The sequence below is a fragment of the Streptomyces sp. TLI_105 genome (genome assembly GCF_900105415.1).
GTDB lineage: Bacteria > Actinomycetota > Actinomycetes > Streptomycetales > Streptomycetaceae > Streptomyces.
The window spans coordinates 5,328,535-5,349,547 of sequence record NZ_FNSM01000001.1; the positions used below are offsets into that span (position 1 = coordinate 5,328,535).

At 74.5% G+C, this 21,013-nt stretch carries 18 protein-coding genes; 11 read left to right on the top strand and 7 right to left on the bottom strand.

The window, feature by feature from the left end; translation table 11 throughout:
• Positions 1-13: 13 nt before the first annotated feature.
• Positions 14-733 carry a helix-turn-helix domain-containing protein gene (locus BLW86_RS24385; RefSeq protein ID WP_093876015.1) on the bottom strand — a complete coding sequence of 240 codons (720 nt, stop codon included), beginning with the start codon at positions 731-733 and terminating at the stop codon, positions 14-16.
• 215 nt (positions 734-948) lie between these two features.
• Here BLW86_RS24385 and BLW86_RS24390 point away from each other — a divergent pair, with 215 nt between their 5' ends.
• From BLW86_RS24390 to BLW86_RS24405, 4 genes are all read left to right on the top strand, one after another.
• Positions 949-2,550: a vWA domain-containing protein gene (locus tag BLW86_RS24390; RefSeq protein ID WP_093876016.1), complete on the top strand. Its 1,602-nt coding sequence runs from the start codon at positions 949-951 to the stop codon at positions 2,548-2,550.
• Between the two features lie 33 nt (positions 2,551-2,583).
• Entirely contained in the window at positions 2,584-3,066 is a 483-nt protein-coding gene (locus BLW86_RS24395) for an anthrone oxygenase family protein (RefSeq protein ID WP_093876017.1), read from the top strand.
• 324 nt (positions 3,067-3,390) lie between these two features.
• Positions 3,391-4,308: an AfsR/SARP family transcriptional regulator gene (locus tag BLW86_RS24400; RefSeq protein WP_256341412.1), complete on the top strand. Its 918-nt coding sequence runs from the start codon at positions 3,391-3,393 to the stop codon at positions 4,306-4,308.
• Between the two features lie 213 nt (positions 4,309-4,521).
• Positions 4,522-6,549 (top strand): helix-turn-helix domain-containing protein, encoded by a 2,028-nt coding sequence (locus tag BLW86_RS24405; protein WP_093876019.1) that lies wholly within the window; start codon positions 4,522-4,524, stop codon positions 6,547-6,549.
• Positions 6,550-6,590: 41 nt separating this feature from the next.
• On the opposite strand, the gene BLW86_RS24410 is transcribed toward BLW86_RS24405, so the two are convergent.
• Positions 6,591-7,853 (bottom strand): IS701 family transposase, encoded by a 1,263-nt coding sequence (locus BLW86_RS24410; protein ID WP_093876020.1) that lies wholly within the window; start codon positions 7,851-7,853, stop codon positions 6,591-6,593.
• A gap of 374 nt (positions 7,854-8,227) precedes the next feature.
• Between BLW86_RS24410 and crcB (BLW86_RS24415) the strand changes: the two genes are divergently transcribed.
• Both crcB (BLW86_RS24415) and crcB (BLW86_RS24420) read left to right on the top strand, forming a co-directional pair.
• Entirely contained in the window at positions 8,228-8,644 is a 417-nt protein-coding gene (crcB, locus tag BLW86_RS24415) for a fluoride efflux transporter CrcB (protein WP_093876021.1), read from the top strand.
• Positions 8,641-8,997, top strand: a complete 357-nt coding sequence (gene crcB, locus BLW86_RS24420; protein WP_093876022.1) for a fluoride efflux transporter CrcB — start codon at positions 8,641-8,643, stop codon at positions 8,995-8,997. The genes crcB (BLW86_RS24415) and crcB (BLW86_RS24420) overlap by 4 nt, the downstream gene beginning before the upstream one ends.
• Positions 8,998-9,000: 3 nt before the next feature.
• Here the strand turns inward: crcB (BLW86_RS24420) and pucL are convergent, their stop codons facing one another.
• Both pucL and BLW86_RS24430 read right to left on the bottom strand, forming a co-directional pair.
• Complete coding sequence (gene pucL, locus BLW86_RS24425; protein WP_093876023.1) at positions 9,001-9,918, bottom strand: factor-independent urate hydroxylase; 918 nt, start codon at positions 9,916-9,918, stop codon at positions 9,001-9,003.
• 203 nt (positions 9,919-10,121) lie between these two features.
• Positions 10,122-11,267 carry a winged helix DNA-binding domain-containing protein gene (locus BLW86_RS24430; RefSeq protein ID WP_093876024.1) on the bottom strand — a complete coding sequence of 382 codons (1,146 nt, stop codon included), beginning with the start codon at positions 11,265-11,267 and terminating at the stop codon, positions 10,122-10,124.
• A 52-nt stretch (positions 11,268-11,319) separates the two neighbouring features.
• Between BLW86_RS24430 and BLW86_RS24435 the strand changes: the two genes are divergently transcribed.
• The 3 genes from BLW86_RS24435 to BLW86_RS24445 all read left to right on the top strand — a co-directional run bounded on the left by BLW86_RS24435 (position 11,320) and on the right by BLW86_RS24445 (position 15,404).
• Entirely contained in the window at positions 11,320-12,951 is a 1,632-nt protein-coding gene (locus BLW86_RS24435) for a DUF2079 domain-containing protein (RefSeq protein ID WP_093876025.1), read from the top strand.
• Positions 12,952-13,052: 101 nt separating this feature from the next.
• Positions 13,053-13,919: a hypothetical protein gene (locus BLW86_RS24440; protein ID WP_093876026.1), complete on the top strand. Its 867-nt coding sequence runs from the start codon at positions 13,053-13,055 to the stop codon at positions 13,917-13,919.
• Between the two features lie 144 nt (positions 13,920-14,063).
• Complete coding sequence (locus BLW86_RS24445) at positions 14,064-15,404, top strand: esterase-like activity of phytase family protein (RefSeq protein WP_093876027.1); 1,341 nt, start codon at positions 14,064-14,066, stop codon at positions 15,402-15,404.
• A gap of 9 nt (positions 15,405-15,413) precedes the next feature.
• Here the strand turns inward: BLW86_RS24445 and BLW86_RS24450 are convergent, their stop codons facing one another.
• The gene (locus BLW86_RS24450; protein WP_256341413.1) at positions 15,414-16,988 is read right to left on the bottom strand and encodes an IucA/IucC family protein; all 1,575 of its coding nucleotides are present in this window, start codon (positions 16,986-16,988) and stop codon (positions 15,414-15,416) included.
• Between the two features lie 73 nt (positions 16,989-17,061).
• Here BLW86_RS24450 and BLW86_RS24455 point away from each other — a divergent pair, with 73 nt between their 5' ends.
• Positions 17,062-18,987 (top strand): IucA/IucC family protein, encoded by a 1,926-nt coding sequence (locus BLW86_RS24455; RefSeq protein ID WP_256341414.1) that lies wholly within the window; start codon positions 17,062-17,064, stop codon positions 18,985-18,987.
• Here BLW86_RS24455 and BLW86_RS24460 read toward each other — a convergent pair.
• Positions 18,966-19,421, bottom strand: a complete 456-nt coding sequence (locus BLW86_RS24460) for a cupin domain-containing protein (protein ID WP_093876029.1) — start codon at positions 19,419-19,421, stop codon at positions 18,966-18,968. The genes BLW86_RS24455 and BLW86_RS24460 overlap by 22 nt on opposite strands.
• A gap of 120 nt (positions 19,422-19,541) precedes the next feature.
• Here BLW86_RS24460 and BLW86_RS24465 point away from each other — a divergent pair, with 120 nt between their 5' ends.
• Positions 19,542-20,429 (top strand): LysR family transcriptional regulator, encoded by an 888-nt coding sequence (locus BLW86_RS24465; RefSeq protein WP_093876030.1) that lies wholly within the window; start codon positions 19,542-19,544, stop codon positions 20,427-20,429.
• Between the two features lie 12 nt (positions 20,430-20,441).
• On the opposite strand, the gene BLW86_RS24470 is transcribed toward BLW86_RS24465, so the two are convergent.
• Positions 20,442-21,002: a carboxymuconolactone decarboxylase family protein gene (locus BLW86_RS24470; RefSeq protein WP_093876031.1), complete on the bottom strand. Its 561-nt coding sequence runs from the start codon at positions 21,000-21,002 to the stop codon at positions 20,442-20,444.
• Between the last annotated feature and the right edge of the window lie 11 nt (positions 21,003-21,013).

A 21,013-nucleotide genomic window follows, 5' to 3' on the forward strand; every position in this document is an offset into this window, starting at 1 on the left:
CCCTACGGTCTTCTCACAGCCACCCCCTTCGAGCCGCTTCCGCGCCCGCGCGGAAGCGGCTCGTCGTGCCGAGGGCGGCCATCAGCTCGCCCACCCTGCGGCTGTACGTCCGCGCGGACATGCCGAGCCGGGCGGCCGCCGTCTCGTCCGTGACCCCCGACAGGAGGGCGTCGAGCACCGGGCGCAGCTGGGGCGGCAGATCGCCCGGCGGCGGTGGGGGCGCCGCCGCGCACGTCAGCTCCTCGGCCGCCGCCCAGGAGGCGTGGTGGGCCCGGACGAGGGCCTGCACCACGACCGGGTCCCGGATCAGCAGCAGCCCGTTGTACAGCAGCTCCAGATCGAGCGGGACCGCGGCCACCGTCCGGTCGACGACGATCATCTTGAACGGGATGGCCTCCGCGAGGCGGGCCCGGCCGGGGAACCGGAGCCCTCCTTCGAGCCGGGGCAGGGCATGCCTCGGGACGATCCGTCTGACCTCCTCGGCCCGCTCCACCGCGGCCCGCATGCACGCTCCCGCCAGCTCCAGGAACGGCTCGGGGATCGCGAAGCCCGCGGACGCGACCGGGTCGTCGAAGGTCAGCAGCTCGTGCCGGGTGGAGGCGGCCAGCCCGGCGAGTGCGGCACTGATCCGCCGCGCACCCCGGACCGGCCGCCCGGCGGGCCGCTGTCCCTCGGTCGCGGCCCGGTTCATCGCCGAACGGGCGAGCATCACGGAGCCCGCGCTCTCTGCCACCGCTGACCACCCCCGCCCGATCGATGTCCACTCCATGTACGCATGTGACTGCACACGGTGACAACCCCTGTTGAAAAGGATGGCGAATCCATGCCACCCCGCTTCCCCCGCGTCGCCGTTGCCGCATCGAGATCCATCCGCAACTCCTTCGACGACTCCGCGCGGGCCTCCCGTTCGTCACATTCACAAGTGCCCGACGACAAGGGGGAGATGAGATGGAACGACAGAACGAGGGCGGGGGCCGGCGCCGCGGGGCCCGGTTCCCGGCCGCCGTCGCGGCTCTGCTCGCGGCCGGACTCGCCGTCGGCGGATGCAGCGCGGGCGTCGACCGCACCAGCGCCGACGGAGGACCCAAGGGCGGCGGCCGGCCCGCTCCCACGGCCCCCGACGGCGCGCACACCGGGACCGCCGCGCCCCAGGAGGGCGAGCAGCGCTCACCGACGCCCGCCCCCGACTACCTGTCCACCTTCGCCCTGGACGTGGACACCGCCTCCTACGGCTACGCCCGTCGCACCCTCGCCGAGGGGCGGCTGCCCGACCCCGCGACCGTGCGACCCGAGGAGTTCGTCAACAGCTTCCGGCCCGACTATCCGCGCCCGAAGGACAACGGCTTCAGCGTGACCCTCGACGGGGCCCGCGCCGGCGCCGACGGCTGGTCCCTGCTCCGGGTCGGACTCGCCACCCGGGGCGCGGACCGGAACGCCGAACGCCCGCCCGCCGCCCTCACCTTCGTCGTCGACGTCTCCGGCTCGATGAACGAGCCGGGCCGGCTCGACCTGGTCAAGGAGTCCCTCGGGCTGCTCGCCGGCCAGTTGCGCGACGACGACTCGATCGCGCTCGTCACCTTCAGCTCCGAGGCCGAGACGCGGCTGCCCATGACCCGCGTCGGGGGCGCCCGCGACCGGATCCGCGAGGTCGTCGACTCGCTCGCGACGAGCTCGTCCACCAACGTGGGGGCGGGCGTCCGCACCGGCTACGACGTCGCCGTCGAGGGCCACCGGAAGGGCGCCACCAACCGGGTGGTGCTGCTCTCCGACGCGCTCGCCAACACCGGTGACACCGAGGCCGATCCGATCCTCGCGCGCATCGACGAGGAACGCAGGGAGTACGGCATCACGCTCTTCGGCGTCGGTGTCGGCAGCGAGTACGGCGACGCGTTCATGGAGCGGCTCGCCGACAAGGGCGACGGGCAGACCACGTACGTCTCCACCCCGGCGCAGGCCCGGAAGGTCTTCGTCGACCAGCTGCCCTCCCACGTCGAGCTGCGCGCCCGGGACGCCAAGGCGCAGGTCGCCTTCGACCGGCGGACCGTCGAGAAGTTCCGGCTCGTCGGCTACGAGAACAGGGCGGTCGCCGACGAGGACTTCCGGAACGACCGGGTGGACGGCGGCGAGGTCGGGGCCGGGCACACGGTCACCGCGCTGTACGCGGTCAAGACCCGTCCGGGGGCCGCCGGTCCGCTCGCCACCGCGACGGTCCGCTGGCTCGACCCGGCCACCCGGGCCCCGCACGAGCGCTCCGGCACCCTCGGGACGGCCGCGCTGAGCGGGGACATCTGGGGCGACGGCCACGACAGCCTGCAGCTGACCGCGATCGCCGCCTACTTCGCGGACGCCCTGCGCGGCGGCGGCCTGCCGGGCGCGCCGGGCCTTCCGGCGCTCACGAAGCGCGCCGGGGCGATCGCCGACCGGTCGGGTTCGGCGGTGGTCACCGAGCTGGCCGACGCCCTCCGGCAGGCCTCCGGACTGATCGGCTCCGGGCAGGATGAAGATCCGTACGGGGAAGGCGAGTCGAAGTCCGGAGATCCCTACAGCTGACGCGCGGGGCGGGCGGCGGGACAGAATGGCCGCATGGCCACCCTGCTGCTCGCCCTCGCCGTCGGAAGCACCGGGCTCTACGCCGGTTTCCTGCTGATCTTCCAGACCGGGATCATGCCCGCGCTCGGCCGTCTGACGGACCCGGAGTTCGTCACGGCGATGCGCCGGATCAACGAGTACGTGCCGAGGGCCGTGTTCCTCACGGTCTTCCTCGGAGTGGTCGCCTTCCCCGCCGCCGCGTTCCTCGTCCCCGTCGACGGGCGGACGGACGCGCAGAAGTGGCTGGTCCTCGCGGGGCTCGTGGCCGCGGTCCTCAACCACGCGGTGACCATCGGCGGGAACATCCCGCTCAACACGGCCCTCGCGGCGTCGGAGAAGGCCCCGGCGGGCGACCCGGCGGGCGATCCGTCCGCGGTCCGGGCCGCCTTCGAGAAGCGCTGGAACGGTTTCCACCGCGTCCGTACGGCTCTGATCACCCTCGCGTTCGGGCTCCTCACCGCCGCCGCGGTGCTCTAGGCAAACCGTACCCCCGCGCCGGTTTCTGGCGTGAACTCGCGGGTGACGGCCCCCTCCGCATCCGCAGGGACCCTTCGAAAGCGTACCCCCGAGTCCGGAAACAGTCTTTCGGCATGCGTAAGATCTGCGCCAGTGACGAAAACCGACTCCTAGATAACCGGACGAAGAGGGTGAATCACCCCGATATCTCGGGGTGTCATTCCGTACCCTCCGGTTTCTTATTGACATGACTACGGGGGTCTTTTCTAATCATCGGGAGTCATCCGCGCGCAGACACCGCACAGGCACTGAGGGGGCAAGGTGGACGTCCGGATTCTGGGGGGATTGTCGGTACGTGAGAACGGGGTGTCGATCACCCCGACAGCGGCCGCGCCCCGGCAGCTGCTCGCCCTGCTCACGGCCAGCGCCGACCAGGTCGTCCCCGTGACGGTCCTGACCGAGGAGCTCTGGCCGTCCGGCGCGCCCCGCGGCGCCCGCGCCGAACTGCAGGCGCACATAGCGGAGCTGCGGACCCTCATCGCGGGCGCCCTGCGCGGCGCCGACCCTGCGGAGCCGCGCCCCGGCTGGTCGGACCGGCGCAGCGCCGACGCGATCCTCGTCTCCCAGCCCGGCGGCTACCGCCTCGACACCGGCGGCGGCCCCAACGACGCCTGGCAGTTCGAGCGCGCGGCCGGCGCCGGCTACCGGGCCATGGAGGCCGGCGACCTGTCCCGGGCCGCCCTCCGCCTCGGCGAGGCGCTCGCCCTGTGGCGCGGCGAACCCTACGCGGGCGTGGCCGCGGGACCCCGGCTCCGCCGGGAGATCGAGCGCCTGGAGACGTCCCGGCTCAGCGTCCTCGACCAGTGGCTGGAAGCACAGCTGGGCCTGGGACGGCACGCCGAACTCGTCTCCGAACTCACCGGACTCGTCGCCCGCTACCGCACCAACGAGCCCCTCCACGCCCACCTCATGGTCGCCCTGCTGCGCTGCGGCCAGCACGACGAGGCCCTCCTCGTGTACGAGCGGCTGCGCGCCGCCCTCAAGGGCGAGAGCGGCATGGAACCCTCGGCGCGGCTCCGCCGGCTCCAGCGCTCGGTCCTGGCCGTGCGGGACACGACCGGCCGTCCCGCGTACGGCCCCCGGATCCCCACGCAGTACATCCCCAGCCGGCACGTCCCGGCCCCGTACGTCCCCGCCCAGTACGGCACGGCGCAGTACGGCCCCGCACGCCCCCGGCTCGTCCCGGCGGGCTCCGTCGGCTGAGCGGCCACGGGCTCCGCAGGCCGAGCGAGGGCGGGCTCCGCAGGCCGAGCGGCGGCGGCAGCGCGGCCGCCGCCCGGCGGCGTGACCGCCCGTCAGCGGGAATGAAGTGCGGCAACTCACCGTTGACCGACTCCCGAAGCCGAATTATTTTCGGCGAGCAGTACGGGTTTCCTCCCAGGTGCCCGATTTCGCTCGACCACGGGAGCAGGGGCCATGACAGTGCACGGCGCGGACGGAGCCGGTGGTGCCGACGCGCTGCTCACGGTCCTCGAACTGCTCGCCCGGCAGGCCCCGCCCGCCCACTTCGACACCCTCCTCGACGAGGCCCGCCGGACCGGACTGGCCGGGGAGGAACTCCACCGCCTGGAGCGGGCCGTGGACCTCGCCGGCGCGGTCCACACCGGACGCGCGCGCGACGCCCGCCGCGAGGCCGGACTTGCCGCCCTCACGGACACCGCCCGCGACCTCACCCTCTCCTACGACCTCGACAGCCTGCTGCGCGTCGTCATCCGTCGCGCCCGGCGGCTCCTCGGCCTCGACCTCGCCTACGTGACCCTGCGCGGCCCGCACGGCGCCAGCTACGTCCACACCTCCGAGGGCTCCCGCCCCGCCACCGGCCCCGGCGCGCGCCTCACCCCCGGGCTCCGGATCGCCGAGGGGTACGGACTCGGCGGCGCCGTCCAGCTCCACGGCGGCCCCGTCTGGACCGCCGACTACCTCGCCGACGAGCGCTTCGCCCCCTCCGGCTCCCTCGACGCCGGCGTCCACGCCCCCGCCTTCGACGAGGCCGCCGAATCCGCCCTGCGCGCCGAGGGCGTCCACGCGATCGTGGCCGCCCCGCTGCGCAGCGGGGACACCGTCGTCGGCGCCCTCTACGGAGCGGACCGGCGCGTCCGCCACCACACCCCGGAGGAGATCGGACTCCTCGCGGGCCTCGCCGACCTCGCCGCCCTCGCCGTCGAGAAGGCCGGTCTCCTCGACCGCACCCGCGCCGAGGTCTCCGAACTGGAGCGCGACAGCTCCCGGGTGCGCACCAGCCTCGCCCGGATGCGGCACGTCAGCGAGGCCCACGGCCGCATCATGAACCTCGTCCTCGCCGGCGGCGACCTGTGCCACGTGGCCAAGGCCGCCGCCGACGCCCTCGACGCGACCGTGCTGATCCGCGACCCCGGCGGCCGGCCCCTCGCCTCGGCGGGGGACATCCCCGGCCTGGACGAGGAGGCCGTCGCCAAGGCCTCCCTCGACGCCCACGCCCGGCGCCGTCCGGTCCTCACCGACGACGACACCTGGGTCGCGCCGGTCATCGCGGGCTCCGAGGACCTCGGCGGCCTCGTCATCCGCGCCGCCGGCGGACTCACCGGCGAGGACGAACGCCTCCTCGAACTGGCCGCCCAGTGCGTCGCCTTCCTCCTCCTCATGCGCCGCTCCACCGCCGTCGCCGAGGGACCCGTCCGCGACGAACTCCTCGACGACCTCATCGCCGACCCGCCGCACGCCCCCCAGCAGATCGCCCAGCGGGCCCGCCGCCTCGGCGTCGACCTGCGCCGGCCGCACGTCCTCGTGCTCGCCCGCCCCGAGGGCGGCGAGCAGGGCCGTGCGGTGGTCTGGGCGTCCTCGTACGCGTACCGCCTCTCCGGCCTCAAGACCGTGCAGGGCGGCTGCATCGTGCTGCTGCTCCCCGGCATCGACGCCTCGGCCGCCGCCCAGGCCGTCGCCGCCGAACTGTCCCCGCTGCTCGGGCACCCCGTCTCCGTCGCCGCCGCGGGACCCGCCCAGAGCCCGGACGGCGTCGGACGAATACACCAGGAGGCCCACCGCTGCCTGGACGCGATGAGCGCGCTCGGCGGCACCGGCTCGGCCGCCTCCGTGCAGGACCTCGGCTTCCTGGGGCTGCTCCTCTCCGACGACAACGACGTCGACGGCTTCGTCGAGTCGGCGATCGGACCCGTGCTGGACTACGACGCCGAGCGGTTCACCGACCTCACCCACACCCTGGAGGCGTACTTCGCCTCCGGCGGCAGCCCCTCGATCGCGGCCGAGGCGCTCCACGTCCACCCCAACACGGTCTCCCGCCGCCTGGAACGGATCGGCGAACTCCTCGGCCCCGAGTGGCAGAAGCCCGGCCAGGTCCTGGAGGTCCAGCTGGCGCTGCGCCTCCAGCGCACCCGGGAGGTCCTGGCCCGCGGCCGCGCGACGGCGGACCCGGCCCGACAGCCGGGCCCTCCGGAGCGCGGTGCGTGACGCTCCGGACCGCGGGCACGTGACCGGAAGGACCGGGCCCCTCAGCTCGCCGAGCGTCCCGAGCCGTAGCCCGTGTCGTACGCCGCGTCCCAGCCGCCGGCCATGACCGTCACCGCGTGGGCCGCCGACGCCAGCGTGATGTGACGGTGCCAGCCGCGGAACGAACGGCCCACGAAGTCCCGCAGCCCCGCCCCCTCGCCGACCTCCGCGAAGTCCCGCTCCACCCGACGGCCGAGCTTCGTGATCCGCACCAGCGAACCGACCGGGGAGTTCGTCAGATCGCTGATCCACACCCGGGCCGGGGCCCGGCGCGGGTCGTCCCACTCGCCGAGCAGCACCAGCGGACGCATCCGCTCCCCGCCGGGCGCGGGCAGCGCGACCCGGACGGCCGTCGCGAGCGAGGTCCGCGAGGTCCGCGCGCCCGCCACCGTGTCCACCCAGCTCACCGGCCGGCGCAGCCCCTTGAGCGACTCCAGGATCTGGACGGCGGACAGCGGGCCCGCGCCGAAGCCCGGCAGCGAGCGGTCGGCGATCGCGAGCCGCGAGCCCGGGTTGATCCGGGCCACCACCGGCACGCCCGCCCCGGCGAGCCGCGTCAGGGCGGCCCGCCCCGCACCGCCCCGGATGTCGAGCAGCACCGGCTTGCGGGTGACGTCGGACCAGCGGGCGGTGTCGAGCGCCGCGGCGACCGCGCACTCCTCCATGGTCTCCTCGCCGGCCTCCTGGGGGACCTCCGCGCGGTCGCGCCGCGTGCGGTCGTTCACCCAGGGATCCGGCAGGAAGAGCCGCCAGTTGACCGGCACGCTCAGCTCGTCGCTCGCGAACCACACACCGAACGCCTGCTGCCCGTGGAAGACCTGCCCGCGCTCCGGGTCGAAGCGCCGGTCCACGCCCACCGAGTGCTCCCCGGCCTTCGGGATCGGCATCGGCCGCACCACCCACGCCTGCGGGCAGCTGTGCCGCTCCAGGTGCCGGGCGAGCGCGGCCCGCATGGGCTGCCAGTCCCAGGTGGAGCTGGAGACGAAGTGGTGCAGGCTCTGCTCGGCCGCCGGCCCGCCGATCTGGGCGGCGATGTTGCGGATCGACTTGCGGCCCTGCGCGGTGAGCAGACCGTGCAGGTACTGCTCGGCCTTCAGGCGCTGGTCGCGGCGCGGGAAGCCGGAGAACAGCGCGGCGCACAGCTCGGCGTAGACGTCCTCGCGCGAGTCGGCCGCGCCGCCGGAGGACCTGACGACGCCCAGGGGCACGGCCGGGGCGACGGCTCCGGTGGCGGCCCTGCGCTTGGTTGCGACGGATGTACTCACGACACTCCTGCCCTCAGGTTGCGCAGCTCCCTCCCGCTGCTCCACCACCCTCACCCGGACCCGCCCGCGGGGACGAGGTGTACCCGGCACCCGAATCGGCCGCCGGATGGTGACCCGGCCACCTCTCCTCGTGTCACCGCAGGTCAGAGGCGGCGCCACCACCCCGCCGCGGGCCCCTGTCCCGGCACTCCGGAATACCCCGCGGGGGATCTGACAGACTCGACGGCCCGGCTTTGACCCGTCGCAGGGCGTGGCCGGACCATCGCAGAGCGAGGCTGCACGGGCCGGATCCCGGTTAATGCCCCAGGCCGGGACCCGCGCCCGTGCGCCTCGCCTTGATCAGGGGCGCGGACCGCTCTCGTAACCTGGGACGCATGGGGCTGCGCAAGGAACTGCCGGTCGTCGCGGCGGTCGCCGCCGGCGGCGCCCTGGGCGCGGCCGCGCGCTACGGCGCCGCGCTGGCGTGGCCCACCCCCGTCGGCGCCTTCCCCTGGACGATCCTCACGGTCAACGCCACCGGTTGCCTGGTGCTCGGCGTCCTCATGGTCCTGCTCACCGAGACCGCGACCGCCCCGCACCCGCTGCTCCGGCCCTTCCTGGGCACGGGCTTCTGCGGGGGGTTCACCACCTTCTCGACGTACGGCCTCGACACCCAGCGCCTGTTGAGCGCGGGCGAGCCGGCGCGCGGTCTGCTCTACCTGGGCGGGACCCTGCTCGCCGCCCTCGCCGCCGTCGGGGCGGGCGTCGCCCTCGCCCGGGTGGTCGTGCGGGGCCGGGGGAGGCACGCGTGAACTGGCTGCTCGTCGTGGCGGGCGCCGCCGTCGGCGCGCCCCTGCGCTACCTCACCGACCGCGCGGTCCAGGCGCGCCACGACTCGGTCTTCCCGTGGGGCACCTTCACCGTCAACGTCGTGGGATCGTTCGTCCTCGGACTCCTGACCGGCGTCACCTCGGCGCAGGCGCAGCTGCTGCTCGGCACGGGCCTGTGCGGGGCGCTGACGACGTACTCCACCTTCTCGTACGAGACGTTCCGGCTGTACGAGAACGGGGCGAAGGGCTACGCGGCGCTGAACGTGACGGGGAGCCTGGCCGCCGGACTCGGAGCCGTATGGCTGGGAGTGGAGACGGCGGCCGGGCTCCGCTGATCCCTACGCGGTGATCCAGTCGCTGGTCGCGATCACCGGCTGGACGCCCTGCCGGTGGACGGTGCCCTCGATCAGGCCGTACATCCGGTCGGCCGCGAAGTACACCTCGTTGTCGTTCTTCAGCCCGAACGGCTCCAGGTCCACCAGGAAGTGGTGCTTGTTCGGCAGGTTGAGCCGGACCTCGTTGACCGTGGAGACGTGGTCCAGGACCCGGTCCGCCATCGCGTGCAGGGTCTGCTGGAGCGAGTAGCTGTACGTCTCCGCGAACGCCTCCAGCATGTGGCGCCGCACCTTCGCGTACGAGGCGTCCCAGTCGTGCTCCGCGTCCGCCGCAGCCGAGGCCGAGTTCGCCCAGCGGGCGGTGACCTTGGTGGCCAGGATGCGGTCGTACGCCTCCTGGAGCGTCGTGTACCTGTCCTTGACGAAGCCGTGGAACTCGGAGTTCGTCGAGTTCATCACCGTCAGCTCCTTGAGGCCCGACAGGACCTGGAGCCCGGTGGTCTCCGAGTACGTGATCTGCGCCGTGCGGACCTCCTGCCCCTTGCGCGCGAAGGAGTGCTGCTCCTTGCGCGACGGGACCGAGATCCGCTCCCAGGCGTACTCCTCCACCCGGATCTGCGCCTCGTGGATCACCGGCTGCGAGGACACGAAGTGCCGGGCGAGGAGGATGCCGAAGGCCTCGGGGGAGTCGACGCCGTGCTCCTTGGCGAAGGCGTAGACCGTGTTCTTCGTGGTGTCGGTCGGCAGACAGTTGCCGTTGTCGCCGGTCAGATGGACGTCGCGGTACTCGCCGCGCAGCGCCACCGACACGTTCAGGTCGCGGATCTCGTGCCACGAGCCGTCGTTGCCCTTGCGGGTGACGGTGACGATGCGGTTCTCGGCCTTGCCGTACTGGTTCTGGGCGAGGACGTGCTTGCTCATGTGCTGCTCAGCTCCTGCGGGTACGTGGATACGGATATCCCGTACGCCCGGCGTCCAGCGTCCCCGTCGTCCCCGAGGGCCCGCTCCCCGCCGTCCGGCCCGTGAACGGCGGACCGCCCCGGGACTGACGAGCATCCCGGTCCGTAGGTGTCGGCTCGAAGATATGTGCGTTCCGGGTGGCTGGCAATGGGCGAGGGGGAGCGTCAGCAGGGCAGCACCCGGGTCTCGGCCGACGGGAGGCCCTTGACCCACCAGTGGTCGAAGCGGCGGTAGACGTGCGGGTCCCGGGCGGCGAGGAGACGGCCGAGCGCCCCGGCCTCGGCCGCGAGCCCCTCCCAGTCCCCGGCCGTCAGCGGACGGAAGGCGCTCGCCTCGATCCCGCCGTCGACCGGCCGCCACACCCCGGCCACGTACCCGTCGACGAGGAGCGCCGGGAGCGTGTCGCCGTTCACGCGGATGACGTGCTTGCGGTACGCGGGCGGGATGATCCGGCTGCGGTCCGCGTACGCCAGCAGGACGTTGTCCCACATCGCAAGGAGACGGGGCGGCGCCGGGACGTCCTCGCCGGGCCGCACCGCCCCCGGCACGTCGTACAGCACCGTCCCGTCGGCCCCCTCCAGGCGGTCCAGCCGCCCCTCCAGGGACTGCACCGCCTCCCGTACCAGGCGGCGCGGGGCCGTCGTGAACTGCGCCATGTCCGGCACGGACGCGGGCCCGAAGCCCTCCAGATAGCGCAGGACCAGGGCGGCGAGGCCGGCGGCGGACGCCTCCGGGTCGGCAAGGACCGGCAGTTCGGCCGCCGTGACGAAGGACTGCGCGGTGCCGAACGACCACGGCGGGCCCGTCGGCGCGTGCCACAGCGGCGCGTACTGCCGCACCATCCGCCAGACGACGGCCTCCACCGGGCCGCCCCGGCCCTCCTCGATGTGCCTGCGCAGCTCGGCCCCGGTCCGCGCGCTCCCCGCGTACGCCAGGAGGCCGGGCAGCAGCGCGTCGGCGTCGGCGGCCGTGAACCCCGCCGCCGTGAACCGCGGATCGTGCAGCCGCGAACCGCGCAGCGTCGGCTCCATGCCCTCCCGGAAGGCCCGGTAGTCCTCGGCGTGCACCAGGTGCAGCGTGAGCCGCATCAGCGTCGACCTGACCAACTCGAAGCCGCTCACGGCCCCGTCGAGACGCCCCGGGTCGAAGTCCGCGACCCTGTTCCACAGGGCCACGTAGGGCGAGCCGGGATGCTGCGCCTGGAGGCCCACCACCCGCCGGACGGCGTCCGCGACACCGAGCGGGGCGCGCTCCAGGAGCAACTGCCGGTGGAGGGTGGAGCGGTTGAGGGCGCGCGCGGAGATCACCATGGCGCGATTCTTCCTCCCAGGACTGACAACGACGCAACGTAATGTCGTGGCCATGGGGAGTGCGGTGCCGTACACGGAGATCAGTCCGCCGGACGAGGACACCGGCCGTGTGCCGGGGCCGCGGGGGTCCGGCCGACAGCCGGCCGGAGACGAGGAGGGGGACAGCCGCCGGGGCATCGCCCTCACCGCCCTCTGCCTCCTCGTCTGCGCGGGCCTCGGGCTGCAGTCCTGGACGGCCCTGCGGGCCACGGGCTTCGACCTCGGCATCTTCGACCAGGCCGTGCGGGCCTACGCGCACGGCGAGCTCCCCAGGTCGCCGATCAAGAACGTCCACCACGAATTCCCGCCCGGCTTCTCGCTCCTCGGCGACCACTTCACGCCCGCGCTCGCCCTCCTCGCACCGCTCTACCTGCTGTGGGACGACCCGCGGACGCTGATCCTCGCCCAGGCCGCGCTGTTCGCGGCGGGCGTGCCGGTGGTCCGGCGCATCGCCCGGCACGCCTTCCAGGACGCGGCGCCCCGCGTCGTACGCCGCGCCGCCGACCTCGGCGGACTCGTGTACGCGCTGGGCTGGCCGCTCCTGAACTCCTCCTACAACGGCTTCCACGAGGTCGCCTTCGCCGTGCCGTTCACCCTGCTCATGCTGGAGCGCGGACTCGCCCACCGGTACGGCGCCGCCGCCTTCTGGGCGGCCCTGCTGTGCACCGCCAAGGAGGACATGGGCCTCGTCGTCGGCGCGTACGGCCTCGTCCTCGCGGTCCGCGCCCATCGCGCCGGCCACCGCGCGGGCCGCGCCACGGGCGTCGCGCTCGCCCTGGCCGGCCCGCTCGTCTCCGCCCTCGTGATCTCCTGGTTCCTGCCGGCGATGGGCGGCCCCGAGGGCTACTACTGGTCGTACGGACGCCTCGGCGCCGACCCGGCGGACGCCCTGGCCCACGTCCTCACCGCCCCCTGGGTCCTGCTCCAGGTCGCCGTCACCCCCTTCGTCAAGGTCGCCATGGTGGCCTGGATCCTCGGCACCCTCGCCCTGCTCCCGCTCGGCTCCCCGACCTTCCTGCTCGCCGTCCCCCTCCTCGCGGAACGCGTCCTCTCCGACAACCCCAACCACTGGCCGGTGATCAACCACTACGACGCCTTCCTCTGGCCGATCCTCCTGACGGCGGCCCTGGAGACCCTGGCCCGGCTGCACGGGCGGCGGACCCTCCTGCGCCGCTGGACCGCCACCGCGATCGCGCTCTCCTCCGCCGCGGCCGTCGTCCTCGGCCTCGGTCTCCTCCTCCGGCCGGACTTCTGGCGGCCCTCCCCGGACAAACGGCCCCTCGCCACGGCCGCCGCGCTCATACCCGACGGCGCGACGGTCGAGGCCGACAACACCATCGCGCCCCGGCTGACCGCCCGTACGGACGTGGTCATCGCCGACGGGACCCCGCGCGGCGCCGACTGGGTCCTCCTGCGGACGGACGACCGGACCTTCCCCTTCGCCTCCGTCGAGGAACAGCGGCAGCGGGTCGCGCTCCTCCTCGCCCACGGCTACACGACGGTCTGGCACCGGGACGGCACCGTCCTCCTCCACCGCACCGCCCCCGCCGTCCCCGTCCCCGGCACGCACCGCCCGGGCCCGGACAGCACCCCCGTCCGGGAGGCCGTCCCGGCGGACGTGGGCGCGAACCTGCTGCTGCGGTAGGGGCGTCGACGGGGAGGCCGTCCGGTTCCCGACGCCGCCGGTTCACCGGCGCCACGTCCACGGGTCACGCGGTCCTCACCCGCGGCCGTGAGCATCGGCGCATGACCTTCCCGTCCCGGACCACGCGCCCGGCCACCGTCGGCCCGGCCGTCGCCCTCGCCATCGCCGCCGCACTCCTCGCCCCGACCTCGCCGGCGTACGCCGCGGCCAACGCCGTCCCGACGTACGAGGTGAAGATCAACCTCACCACGGCGGCCCTCGACGCGAGCTTCGCGCCGAGCACGGCGGTCAGGTCGGCCTTCGGGATCACCGGCTCCGCCAAGGCCCGCTCGTACAGCTACTACGACACCGACGCGCTCGCGCTCGACGCCCAGGGCTGGAGCGTCCGCCTGCGCCACAAGAGCGGCTCGTCGTTCGAGGAGACGTACAAGAAGCGGTTCCCCGTCACGAACGGCGACATCGACGCCGCGCTCACCACGGCCAACGCCGCCGGCTTCGACAGCGGCGACACCAACTACAAGGCCGAGGTCGACTGGGGCTACGCCAAGCAGACCCTCAGCTTCTCCGACGAGAAGTCCCACAGCTCCAGCGGCTACTCGGGCACCGCGATGCCGACGAGCACCACCGGCCGCACCTGGCTCGTCAACGACATCCCCGGCAAGCTGGAGAACTGGAACAGCACCGGCTGGGGCAGGACCACCCTCCAGGCCTCCCGCGCCCACGGCCCGGTGACCGCCAAGGTGTACGGCGGCGCCTGGGGCCCCTCCGACGACGCGAGCATCGAGGTGCTGCCGGTCGTCGGCGCGAGCGGGACGGGCACGGAGTACGTCGTCGAGCTGTCGTTCAAGACCGACTCGTACGCCGACGCGGCCGACCTGCACGCGGACGCCATCGCCGTCGCCGAGGCCAACGGCTGGCTCCACCACGGGGACATCCTCAAGACGCAGCTGATCCTCGACCGGTACTGACCGGTACGGAGCGGGGGCGCACGGAGACGCGCGTTCACCCAGGACTCGCCCCGCCGTCGCGAACACGTCGCCGCGTGTTGCGCGAAGGACTGGACCATGAGGCCGCCCTCACCGGCGACTGTCCATGTGCTCAAGGGAGTTCTGATGAATCCGCGCCTCCTGCGCCGGCCCGCCCTCGCGGTCCTGCCGCTGTCCGCCGCGCTCGCGCTCTCGGTGGTCGTGGGGACGGCCGACGCCACCCCGGCGCACCACGGCGGCCCCGCCGCCCGGGTCGTCTCCACCGCGACCCTGCCCGACATCCCGCTGGCCGCCTTCAGCAACGGCCTGCTGCCGGGCAGCGTCGCCGACGACCGGGGCGTCGACCTCGGCGGCATCGGCAGCGACCTCTACCCGGCCGGACGGCGCGGCGAGTACTGGACCGTCACCGACCGGGGCCCCAACGGCCAGATAGCCGTCGGCAAGGACAAGCGGCGCACCTTCCCCGTGCCCGGCTTCGACCCGGCCATCGTGAAGATCCGCGCCGTCGGCGACCGCCTCCAGGTCCTGAAGTCGATCCCGCTCACCACCGCCTCCGGCGCCCCCGTCACCGGCCTGCCGAACCAGCCCGGCCGCGACGAGGCCCCGTACTCGTACGACGCCTCCACCCCGCTCGCGTACGACCCGAACGGCCTGGACACCGAGGGCCTCGTCCGCGACCGGGACGGCGGCTTCTGGCTGGTCGACGAGTACGGGCCCTCGCTCGTGCACGTCTCCGCGAAGGGCCGGGTCCTCGCCCGTCACGTCCCCAAGGGCCTCGGCCTGACCGGCACCGACTACTCCGTCGTCGAGTCGCTGCCGTCGGTCTTCCTCCAGCGCAAGGCCAACCGCGGCTTCGAGGGCCTCGCGCTGCTGCCCGACGGCGACCTCGTCCTCGGCCTGCAGAGCCCGCTGCTCAACCCCGACAAGGTCTCCGGCGAGAACTCCCGCACGACCAGGCTGCTGCGCTTCTCGCCCCGCGAGAACCGGGTCACCGCCGAGTACGCCTACCGCTTCGACGCCGTCGGCGTCGTCGAGCCCGGCCAGACCAAGACCTCCGAGCTGAAGCTCTCCGCGCTCGTCGCCCTCGGCGGCGACCGCCTCCTCGTCCAGGAGCGCACCGACAAGGCCGCCCGCCTCTACGAGGTCCGCCTCCGCCGCGGCTCCGACATCCTCGGCTCCTCCTGGGACACCGCCGCGGGCCCCACCCTGGAGCAGCTCGACGACACGGCCGCGGCCGAGGTCCCGGTCCTCGACAAGCGCCTCGTGATCGACCTCGACACCGTCGAGGGCGTCCCCGGCAAGATCGAGGGCGTCGCCGTCGAGGGCTCCTCGACCCTCGTCCTGCTCAACGACAACGACTTCGGCATGACGGACGGCCCGGAGGCCTTCGACGCCGACGGCCGCCTCGTCGACAGCGACGTGGACACCACCCTCGTACGGGTCAGGCTGAACCGCCCCGTCCGCTGAGGCCGTCTCTCACCCGGCTCCCCGCAGCGGATTGGGCATCGGTACGTAGCGGGCGTCGGCGCCGTCCACGTCGAGCCAGCGCAGCAGGAGGTTGGTCTTCGCGGGCACGTGCGGCGAGTCGAGCAGCGCGGAGACCTCCGCCGGGCCGCCGTGCTCCGCCGCGCACCCGGCGAACACCGCCCGGGCCAGCGGCCACAGTTCGCCGGTCAGCTCCGGGTGGCGGTCGGTGAGGGCGCCGGCGATCTCGGAGAGGTTGTTCGTCACCAGGCAGTACGCCAGCCGCTCCCAGCCGTGCGCCGCGTCCAGGGCCGGGGCGGGCCCCCGCGGCCCGTGCCCGTCCAGGAGCCCGCGGTGCCGCTCGGCGACGATCCGTACGCCCTCGTGGTCGCGGAAGACCACCTGCGCCGGCAGCCCGGCGCAGTCCACGCCCACGAGGACGTTCTGCAGATGGCACTCCAGGACCAGGCCGTGCGCCCGCCAGGCGTGCAGCACCGGCGGCACGAGCAGGTCGAGGTAGCGCCGCCACCATGCGAGGGCCCGCTCCGCCGTCAGCCCGTCGACCGGATTGCCCGGGAAGCCCTCGCCGATGCCCGCCGCGAGCAGCGGCGTCACCCCCGGCAGCAGATGCGGCCGCAGTCCCTCGCGCGCGATCACCGCGAAGCCCTCGTAGGCGTGCTGCCCGCCGAGGTCGGCGGTGCGGTAGCCCCGGTCGTCGAGGAACGACGCCGTGGGCAGGGGATCGAAGACGGGCGCGAGGAGGTCCGCGATCGTCCGCAGCCACAGCAGGTCGCGCAGCTCCAGACGGCGGTTCCCGTTGGTGATCCGCACGTCCAGGCTGAACTTGCAGAAGAGATCGGCCTCCGGCAGGTACACCGTCCGCACGGAGGACGTCGGCACGGCCAGGCCCGCTCGTGGCGCACCGGGACCGAGCCGCAGCAGCCGCCCGTCACGGAACGCGGGCAGCTCACCGAGCAGGTCCAGCTCCCAGGGGTGGACGGGGAGGGCGACGTAGCCGTCGGGGACGGTGCCGCCGAGGGGGTCGAGCAGCGACAGGTCGCCGTCCTCCGCGACCACGTCGGCCCGGACGCCGAGGAGCTCCAGCGGGAACCGGGCGTACGCCTCCGGCGCGTACGGCAGCCAGCTCTCCGGGGCGCCCGCCCCGCGCGACTTCGGCGCCGGGTGGTACCGGTGCCCCGCGAGCAGGGCCTGCTCCGACCGCAGATACGGGTCCTCCGGCGGGCACGCGGACGCGCGTGCGTCCTGCAGCGCCGCGACGACGTCCCTGCTGTCGGTCATCTCGCCGACGACGGTCCTGTTGGTGACGCCGGTGCGCCGGCCCAGCTCGTCGGCGGTCAGCGCCACGAGGGCCTCGAAGGTCAGCGGGAGCCAGCCGCCGTCGGTGCGGACGCAGGGGTCGGCGGGCCGGCGGCCGGCCCGTACCCGAAGCAGCCGGCCGGTCGCCGGGAGCCGGTGCACGGCGTGGTCCGGATCCGTGGGCGGCTCGGTCTCGGCCACCTCCCGGATCAGGCAGTTGAGGAGGGCGGTGGTGGAGAGGGCGTCGGCCTCGCCCTTGGCTTCACTCACGACAGCGCCTTCCACCCGGTCCCCGGCGGGTCGTCCACCGGTAGGGACATCCTGCGCAGGGTAGTGAGCCTTCATGCACTCCGCTCCGGATCACGATACGGGCGCACGACACGCGCCGCGCGCCCCCGAGGTGGCCGTCGCCGCCGAGCTGGCGGACGTGGCTCCCCGGCTCCTCCCCGCCTACCGGCGGGAGCTGGTCCCGGCCCGGTCGGCGGTCCTCGCCCGGCTGTGGCGCGCGCTGCTGCACGAGCCGCTGCCGGGGATCGTGGCGCGCGACGGGGACACCGGCCGGGTGCGGCTCGCCGACGGGCGCCTCCTGAGCGGGCCGCCCCGGCTCCCGCACGACCTGGCCGTTCCCGGCGAGGACACGACCGTACGGCTCGACGACCGCGCCCACGACCACCCGGCCGCCCTCCTCGCCGCCCTCGACCTGCCGGGTGCCGCCTCCCTGGTCGCGGACCTCGACCACGGAGTCGCCTCCCTGGCGCTGTCCCGGGCGGGGGCGGTCTCCGGGACGGGCGGCTTCGGCTCGGCCGCGTACGCGGCGGGCGCGGCCCCCGGGCCGGGTGGCGGCGGTTCGCTCGCGTACGGGGTGGGCGCGGCCTCCGGACCGGGTGGCGGCGGTTCGCTCGCGTACGGGGTGGGCGCGGCCTCCGGACCGGGTGGCGGCGGTTCGCTCGCGTACGGGGCGGGTGCGGCCTCCGGACCGGACGGCACCGGTTCGCTCGCGTACGCGGCGGGTGCGGTCCCCGGGCCCGGCGGCGACGACCCGCTCGCGTACGTCGAGCAGAGCATCGTCGACGGGCACCCGTACCACCCCTCCTGCCGCAGCCGCCCCGGGCTCTCCGTGGCCGAGCAGCTCGCGTACGCCCCCGAGCACCGTCCGGTCGTCGGCCTCGACCTGGTGGCGGTCCCCGCCGACCGGTGCCGGGTCGCGGGCGCGTGGCCGGACCGGCTGCGGGACGGCGACCGGCTGCTGCTGCCCGTGCACCCCTGGCAGAGCGAGCACGTCCTGCCGGGTCTGGGACACCGGCCGTTCGCCACCGGAGCGATCCCCGCCCGGCCGCTGATGAGCGTACGGACCCTCGCGCCGCTCGACGGCGGACCGCACCTGAAGACGGCGCTGTCCACGCGGATGACCAGCGCGATCCGCGACATCTCGGCGAGCGGCGTCGAGAACAGCGCACCGCTCTCGCAGCTGCTGGCGCACGTCGTGGCCGACCTGGCGGACACCCTGCGGATCACCCGCAACCTCGCCGGCGCCTCCGCGCTCGTGCGCGGCGAGCCCAGCGGCGACCTCGCCGTGCTGCTCCGCGAGTCCCCGTCCGCCGCCGCGGGCCTGCGGGCGGGGGAGAGGGTCGTGCCGGTGGCGGCGCTCGCCGCCCGCCCCGCCGGCGACGGGCCGCCCCTGATCCGGACGCTCCTGGCATCCGCCGGCGCCCCGGACGCGGGCGCCGACTGGCTGGCCGCCTTCGCCGGCCTCGCGGTCCCGCCGCTCGTCCGCCTCCTGAGCCGGGGCGTCGCCCCCGCCGCCCACGGGCAGAACCTCCTGGTCGTGCTCGACGCGCACGCCCGGCCGCGCCGGCTCGTCTACCGCGACCTCGCCGACGTCCGGCTGAGCCCGACCCGCCTCGCCCGGCACGGTTTCGACGCCGCTCCGGTCGGCGGGCGGGTGGTCGACGACGACCCGGCCGTGCTCCGCACGATGCTTTTCGGCCACCTCTTCGGGACCACCTTCGGGACCCTGGTCTCTGCCCTCGCCGGCCGGGACCGGACCGCCGGGGCCCGGCTCTGGGCGGTCGTCGCCGCCGCGGCCGACCGCGCCTACGACGACCTCCAGGCGACCCCGGAGAACCGCGCCGACCGGGCGGCCCTCTTCGCCCCGGAGCTCCGGGTCAAGGCCCTCACCCTGATGCGCCTGCGAGGCGTGGACCGGGACGAGTGGATCCCCCTGCGCAACCCCCTCGTGGACCGGCCTCAGAGGAAGTGCACGTCGTAGCGGTGCTGCGCGGACCGGAGTGCGTCGAAGGTCTCCAGGCCGTGCTGGACGCGGCCGAGCGACCGGAAGTAGCCGAAGCGGTCGACCCCGGGGGTCAGGACCACGAGCAGCTCCGCGGTCGAGCCGGGGGCCGCGCCGAAGGAGTGCGGCGTCCCGGGCGGCACGGAGACCAGCCCGCCGGCGGCCACCGTCGCCGTACGGCCGTCCAGGGTGAACCGCATGACCCCGTCCAGTACGTAGAACAGCTCGGTCGACCGCGTGTGGAAGTGCGGCGGGGCGCCGGCCGCGCCCTCGCCGAGGGAGAGACGGTTGGCGCCGAGCGCGCCGCCGGTGTCGCGCGCGTCGGCGAGGAGGCGGAAGCCGCCGCCGTGGGGGAGGTCGATCCGCTCGGCCTCCTCGTCGTGCACGACCAGCGCCTCATGGATCTCGGACATCGTGTACAGCTCCTTCCCGGTGTGTCGAAGTCCATTGGATCCGGGGAAGACAGGCCGCACCACAGGCGGTTGCAGACGGCGGAGATCACCGTTCGTGATGAATGCGGGGGAGGGGCGGCGGTGGAGCTGCGGCAGCTGCGGTACTTCGTGACCGTGGCGGAGGAGGGCGGCTTCGGCAGGGCCGCCGAGCGTCTCGGCATCGTCCAGTCGGCGGTCAGCCAGCAGATCCGCCGGCTCGAACGGGCCTGGGGCGTGGAGCTCTTCGAGCGCACCACCCGGCGTGTGCGGCTCTCCGCCGCCGGCGAGCGGCTGCTGCCCGAGGCGCGCGCCGTGCTCGCAGCCGCCGACCGCACCGCGCGCGTGGCCGCCGACATCGCGGCGGGCGACGACGGGATCCTGCGCCTGGGCGGCATCCACGGCCCGGGGGACCGGATCAACCGGGTCCTGGGCGAACTCGCCTCCGGAGCCCCCCGGTTGCAGGTGCGTCTGCACCGGCTGCCCGTCGCCCGCCGCCTGGCGGCCGTACGCGACGGGGAGCTGGACGCGGCCCTCGTACGGGCGCTGCCGGACGAGCCGGGGGCCGCGCCCGGCCTGGCGCTGTTCCCCCTGTGGAGCGATCCGCTGTACGCCGCCCTGCCCGAGGGGCACCCGCTCGCGGCCGAACAGGAACCGCGCCTGGACCAGCTGGCCGGCCTCCCGCTGCGGCTCGCTCCCCGGGAGGACAACCCGCCCTTCCACTCGCTGGTCACCGGCGCGTTCGGGGCGGCTGGGGTCCAGCCGGTCCTGGGGCCGCCGTTCAGCGACCTCCAGGCCACGCTCACGGCGATCGGCACGGCCCGGGAGCCGTCGTGGACCCTCTTCTACGAGGTACGGGGACTGCCGAGGGTCCCCAGGGTCGCGGTGCGCCCGCTCGCCGGCCTCACCGTCCCCACCTCGCTGGCCGTCCGGCCGGGGCCGCCGGGACCGGCCCTGCGGCACCTGCTGAGGGCCCTGCGCGCCGTCGGCTGAGCCCGGCGCCGGTCACGGGACGACGGGGAACGGCTCGGCCCAGGGCTCCTCCTCCAGCAGGAGCCCGTTGGCCAGGTAGCTGATGGTCCGGTACCAGCCTGCGAGGACGAGGAACTCCAGCAGCTGGGCGTCCTCGTAGTGGGCGCGGAGGGCGTCCCAGGCGGGTTCGGAGAGGCGCGCGGTGTCGTGCAGTTCGTCGACGGCGGCGAGAAGGGCGGCCTGGCGCTCGGTCAGAGGGCCGGGATCCATGCCCGTGTCCGTGGTCGCGCGGAGCTGTTCGGGGCCGAGCCCCGCCTGCGGGGCGAGGGTCGCGGCGTGGACGCCCCACTCGTAGGCGCAGCCGCTGCGGGCGGTCACCCGGGCGATGACGAACTCGCGGTCGGCGGCGGGGAGCAGCCCGTGGCCGAGGAGCCCGGCGCCCAGGGCGAACATGCGGGAGGCCAGCTCGGGGTTGCGGTGCAGGACCCGGAAGAGCCGGAGCGGTTCGTGGGGCACGCCGGGCGGCATCCAGCGGCGCAGGGCCCGGTCGACGGCGGGGGAGTACGGGGGGACGAGCGGTTCGATGCGGGGCATCTGCTGCACCT

Excerpts from the sequence above, each read along its gene's own strand:
- crcB (WP_093876021.1), top strand. The coding sequence starts at position 8,228 with ATGGGGCTGCGCAAGGAACTGCCGGTCGTCGCGGCGGTCGCCGCCGGC.
- BLW86_RS24395 (WP_093876017.1), top strand. The coding sequence starts at position 2,584 with ATGGCCACCCTGCTGCTCGCCCTCGCCGTCGGAAGCACCGGGCTCTAC.
- BLW86_RS24440 (WP_093876026.1), top strand. The coding sequence starts at position 13,053 with ATGACCTTCCCGTCCCGGACCACGCGCCCGGCCACCGTCGGCCCGGCC.
- BLW86_RS24430 (WP_093876024.1), bottom strand. The coding sequence starts at position 11,267 with ATGGTGATCTCCGCGCGCGCCCTCAACCGCTCCACCCTCCACCGGCAG.
- pucL (WP_093876023.1), bottom strand. The coding sequence starts at position 9,918 with ATGAGCAAGCACGTCCTCGCCCAGAACCAGTACGGCAAGGCCGAGAAC.
- BLW86_RS24470 (WP_093876031.1), bottom strand. The coding sequence starts at position 21,002 with ATGCCCCGCATCGAACCGCTCGTCCCCCCGTACTCCCCCGCCGTCGAC.
- BLW86_RS24460 (WP_093876029.1), bottom strand. The coding sequence starts at position 19,421 with ATGTCCGAGATCCATGAGGCGCTGGTCGTGCACGACGAGGAGGCCGAG.
- BLW86_RS24435 (WP_093876025.1), top strand. The coding sequence starts at position 11,320 with ATGGGGAGTGCGGTGCCGTACACGGAGATCAGTCCGCCGGACGAGGAC.
- BLW86_RS24405 (WP_093876019.1), top strand. The coding sequence starts at position 4,522 with ATGACAGTGCACGGCGCGGACGGAGCCGGTGGTGCCGACGCGCTGCTC.
- BLW86_RS24445 (WP_093876027.1), top strand. The coding sequence starts at position 14,064 with ATGAATCCGCGCCTCCTGCGCCGGCCCGCCCTCGCGGTCCTGCCGCTG.
- BLW86_RS24455 (WP_256341414.1), top strand. The coding sequence starts at position 17,062 with ATGCACTCCGCTCCGGATCACGATACGGGCGCACGACACGCGCCGCGC.
- BLW86_RS24390 (WP_093876016.1), top strand. The coding sequence starts at position 949 with ATGGAACGACAGAACGAGGGCGGGGGCCGGCGCCGCGGGGCCCGGTTC.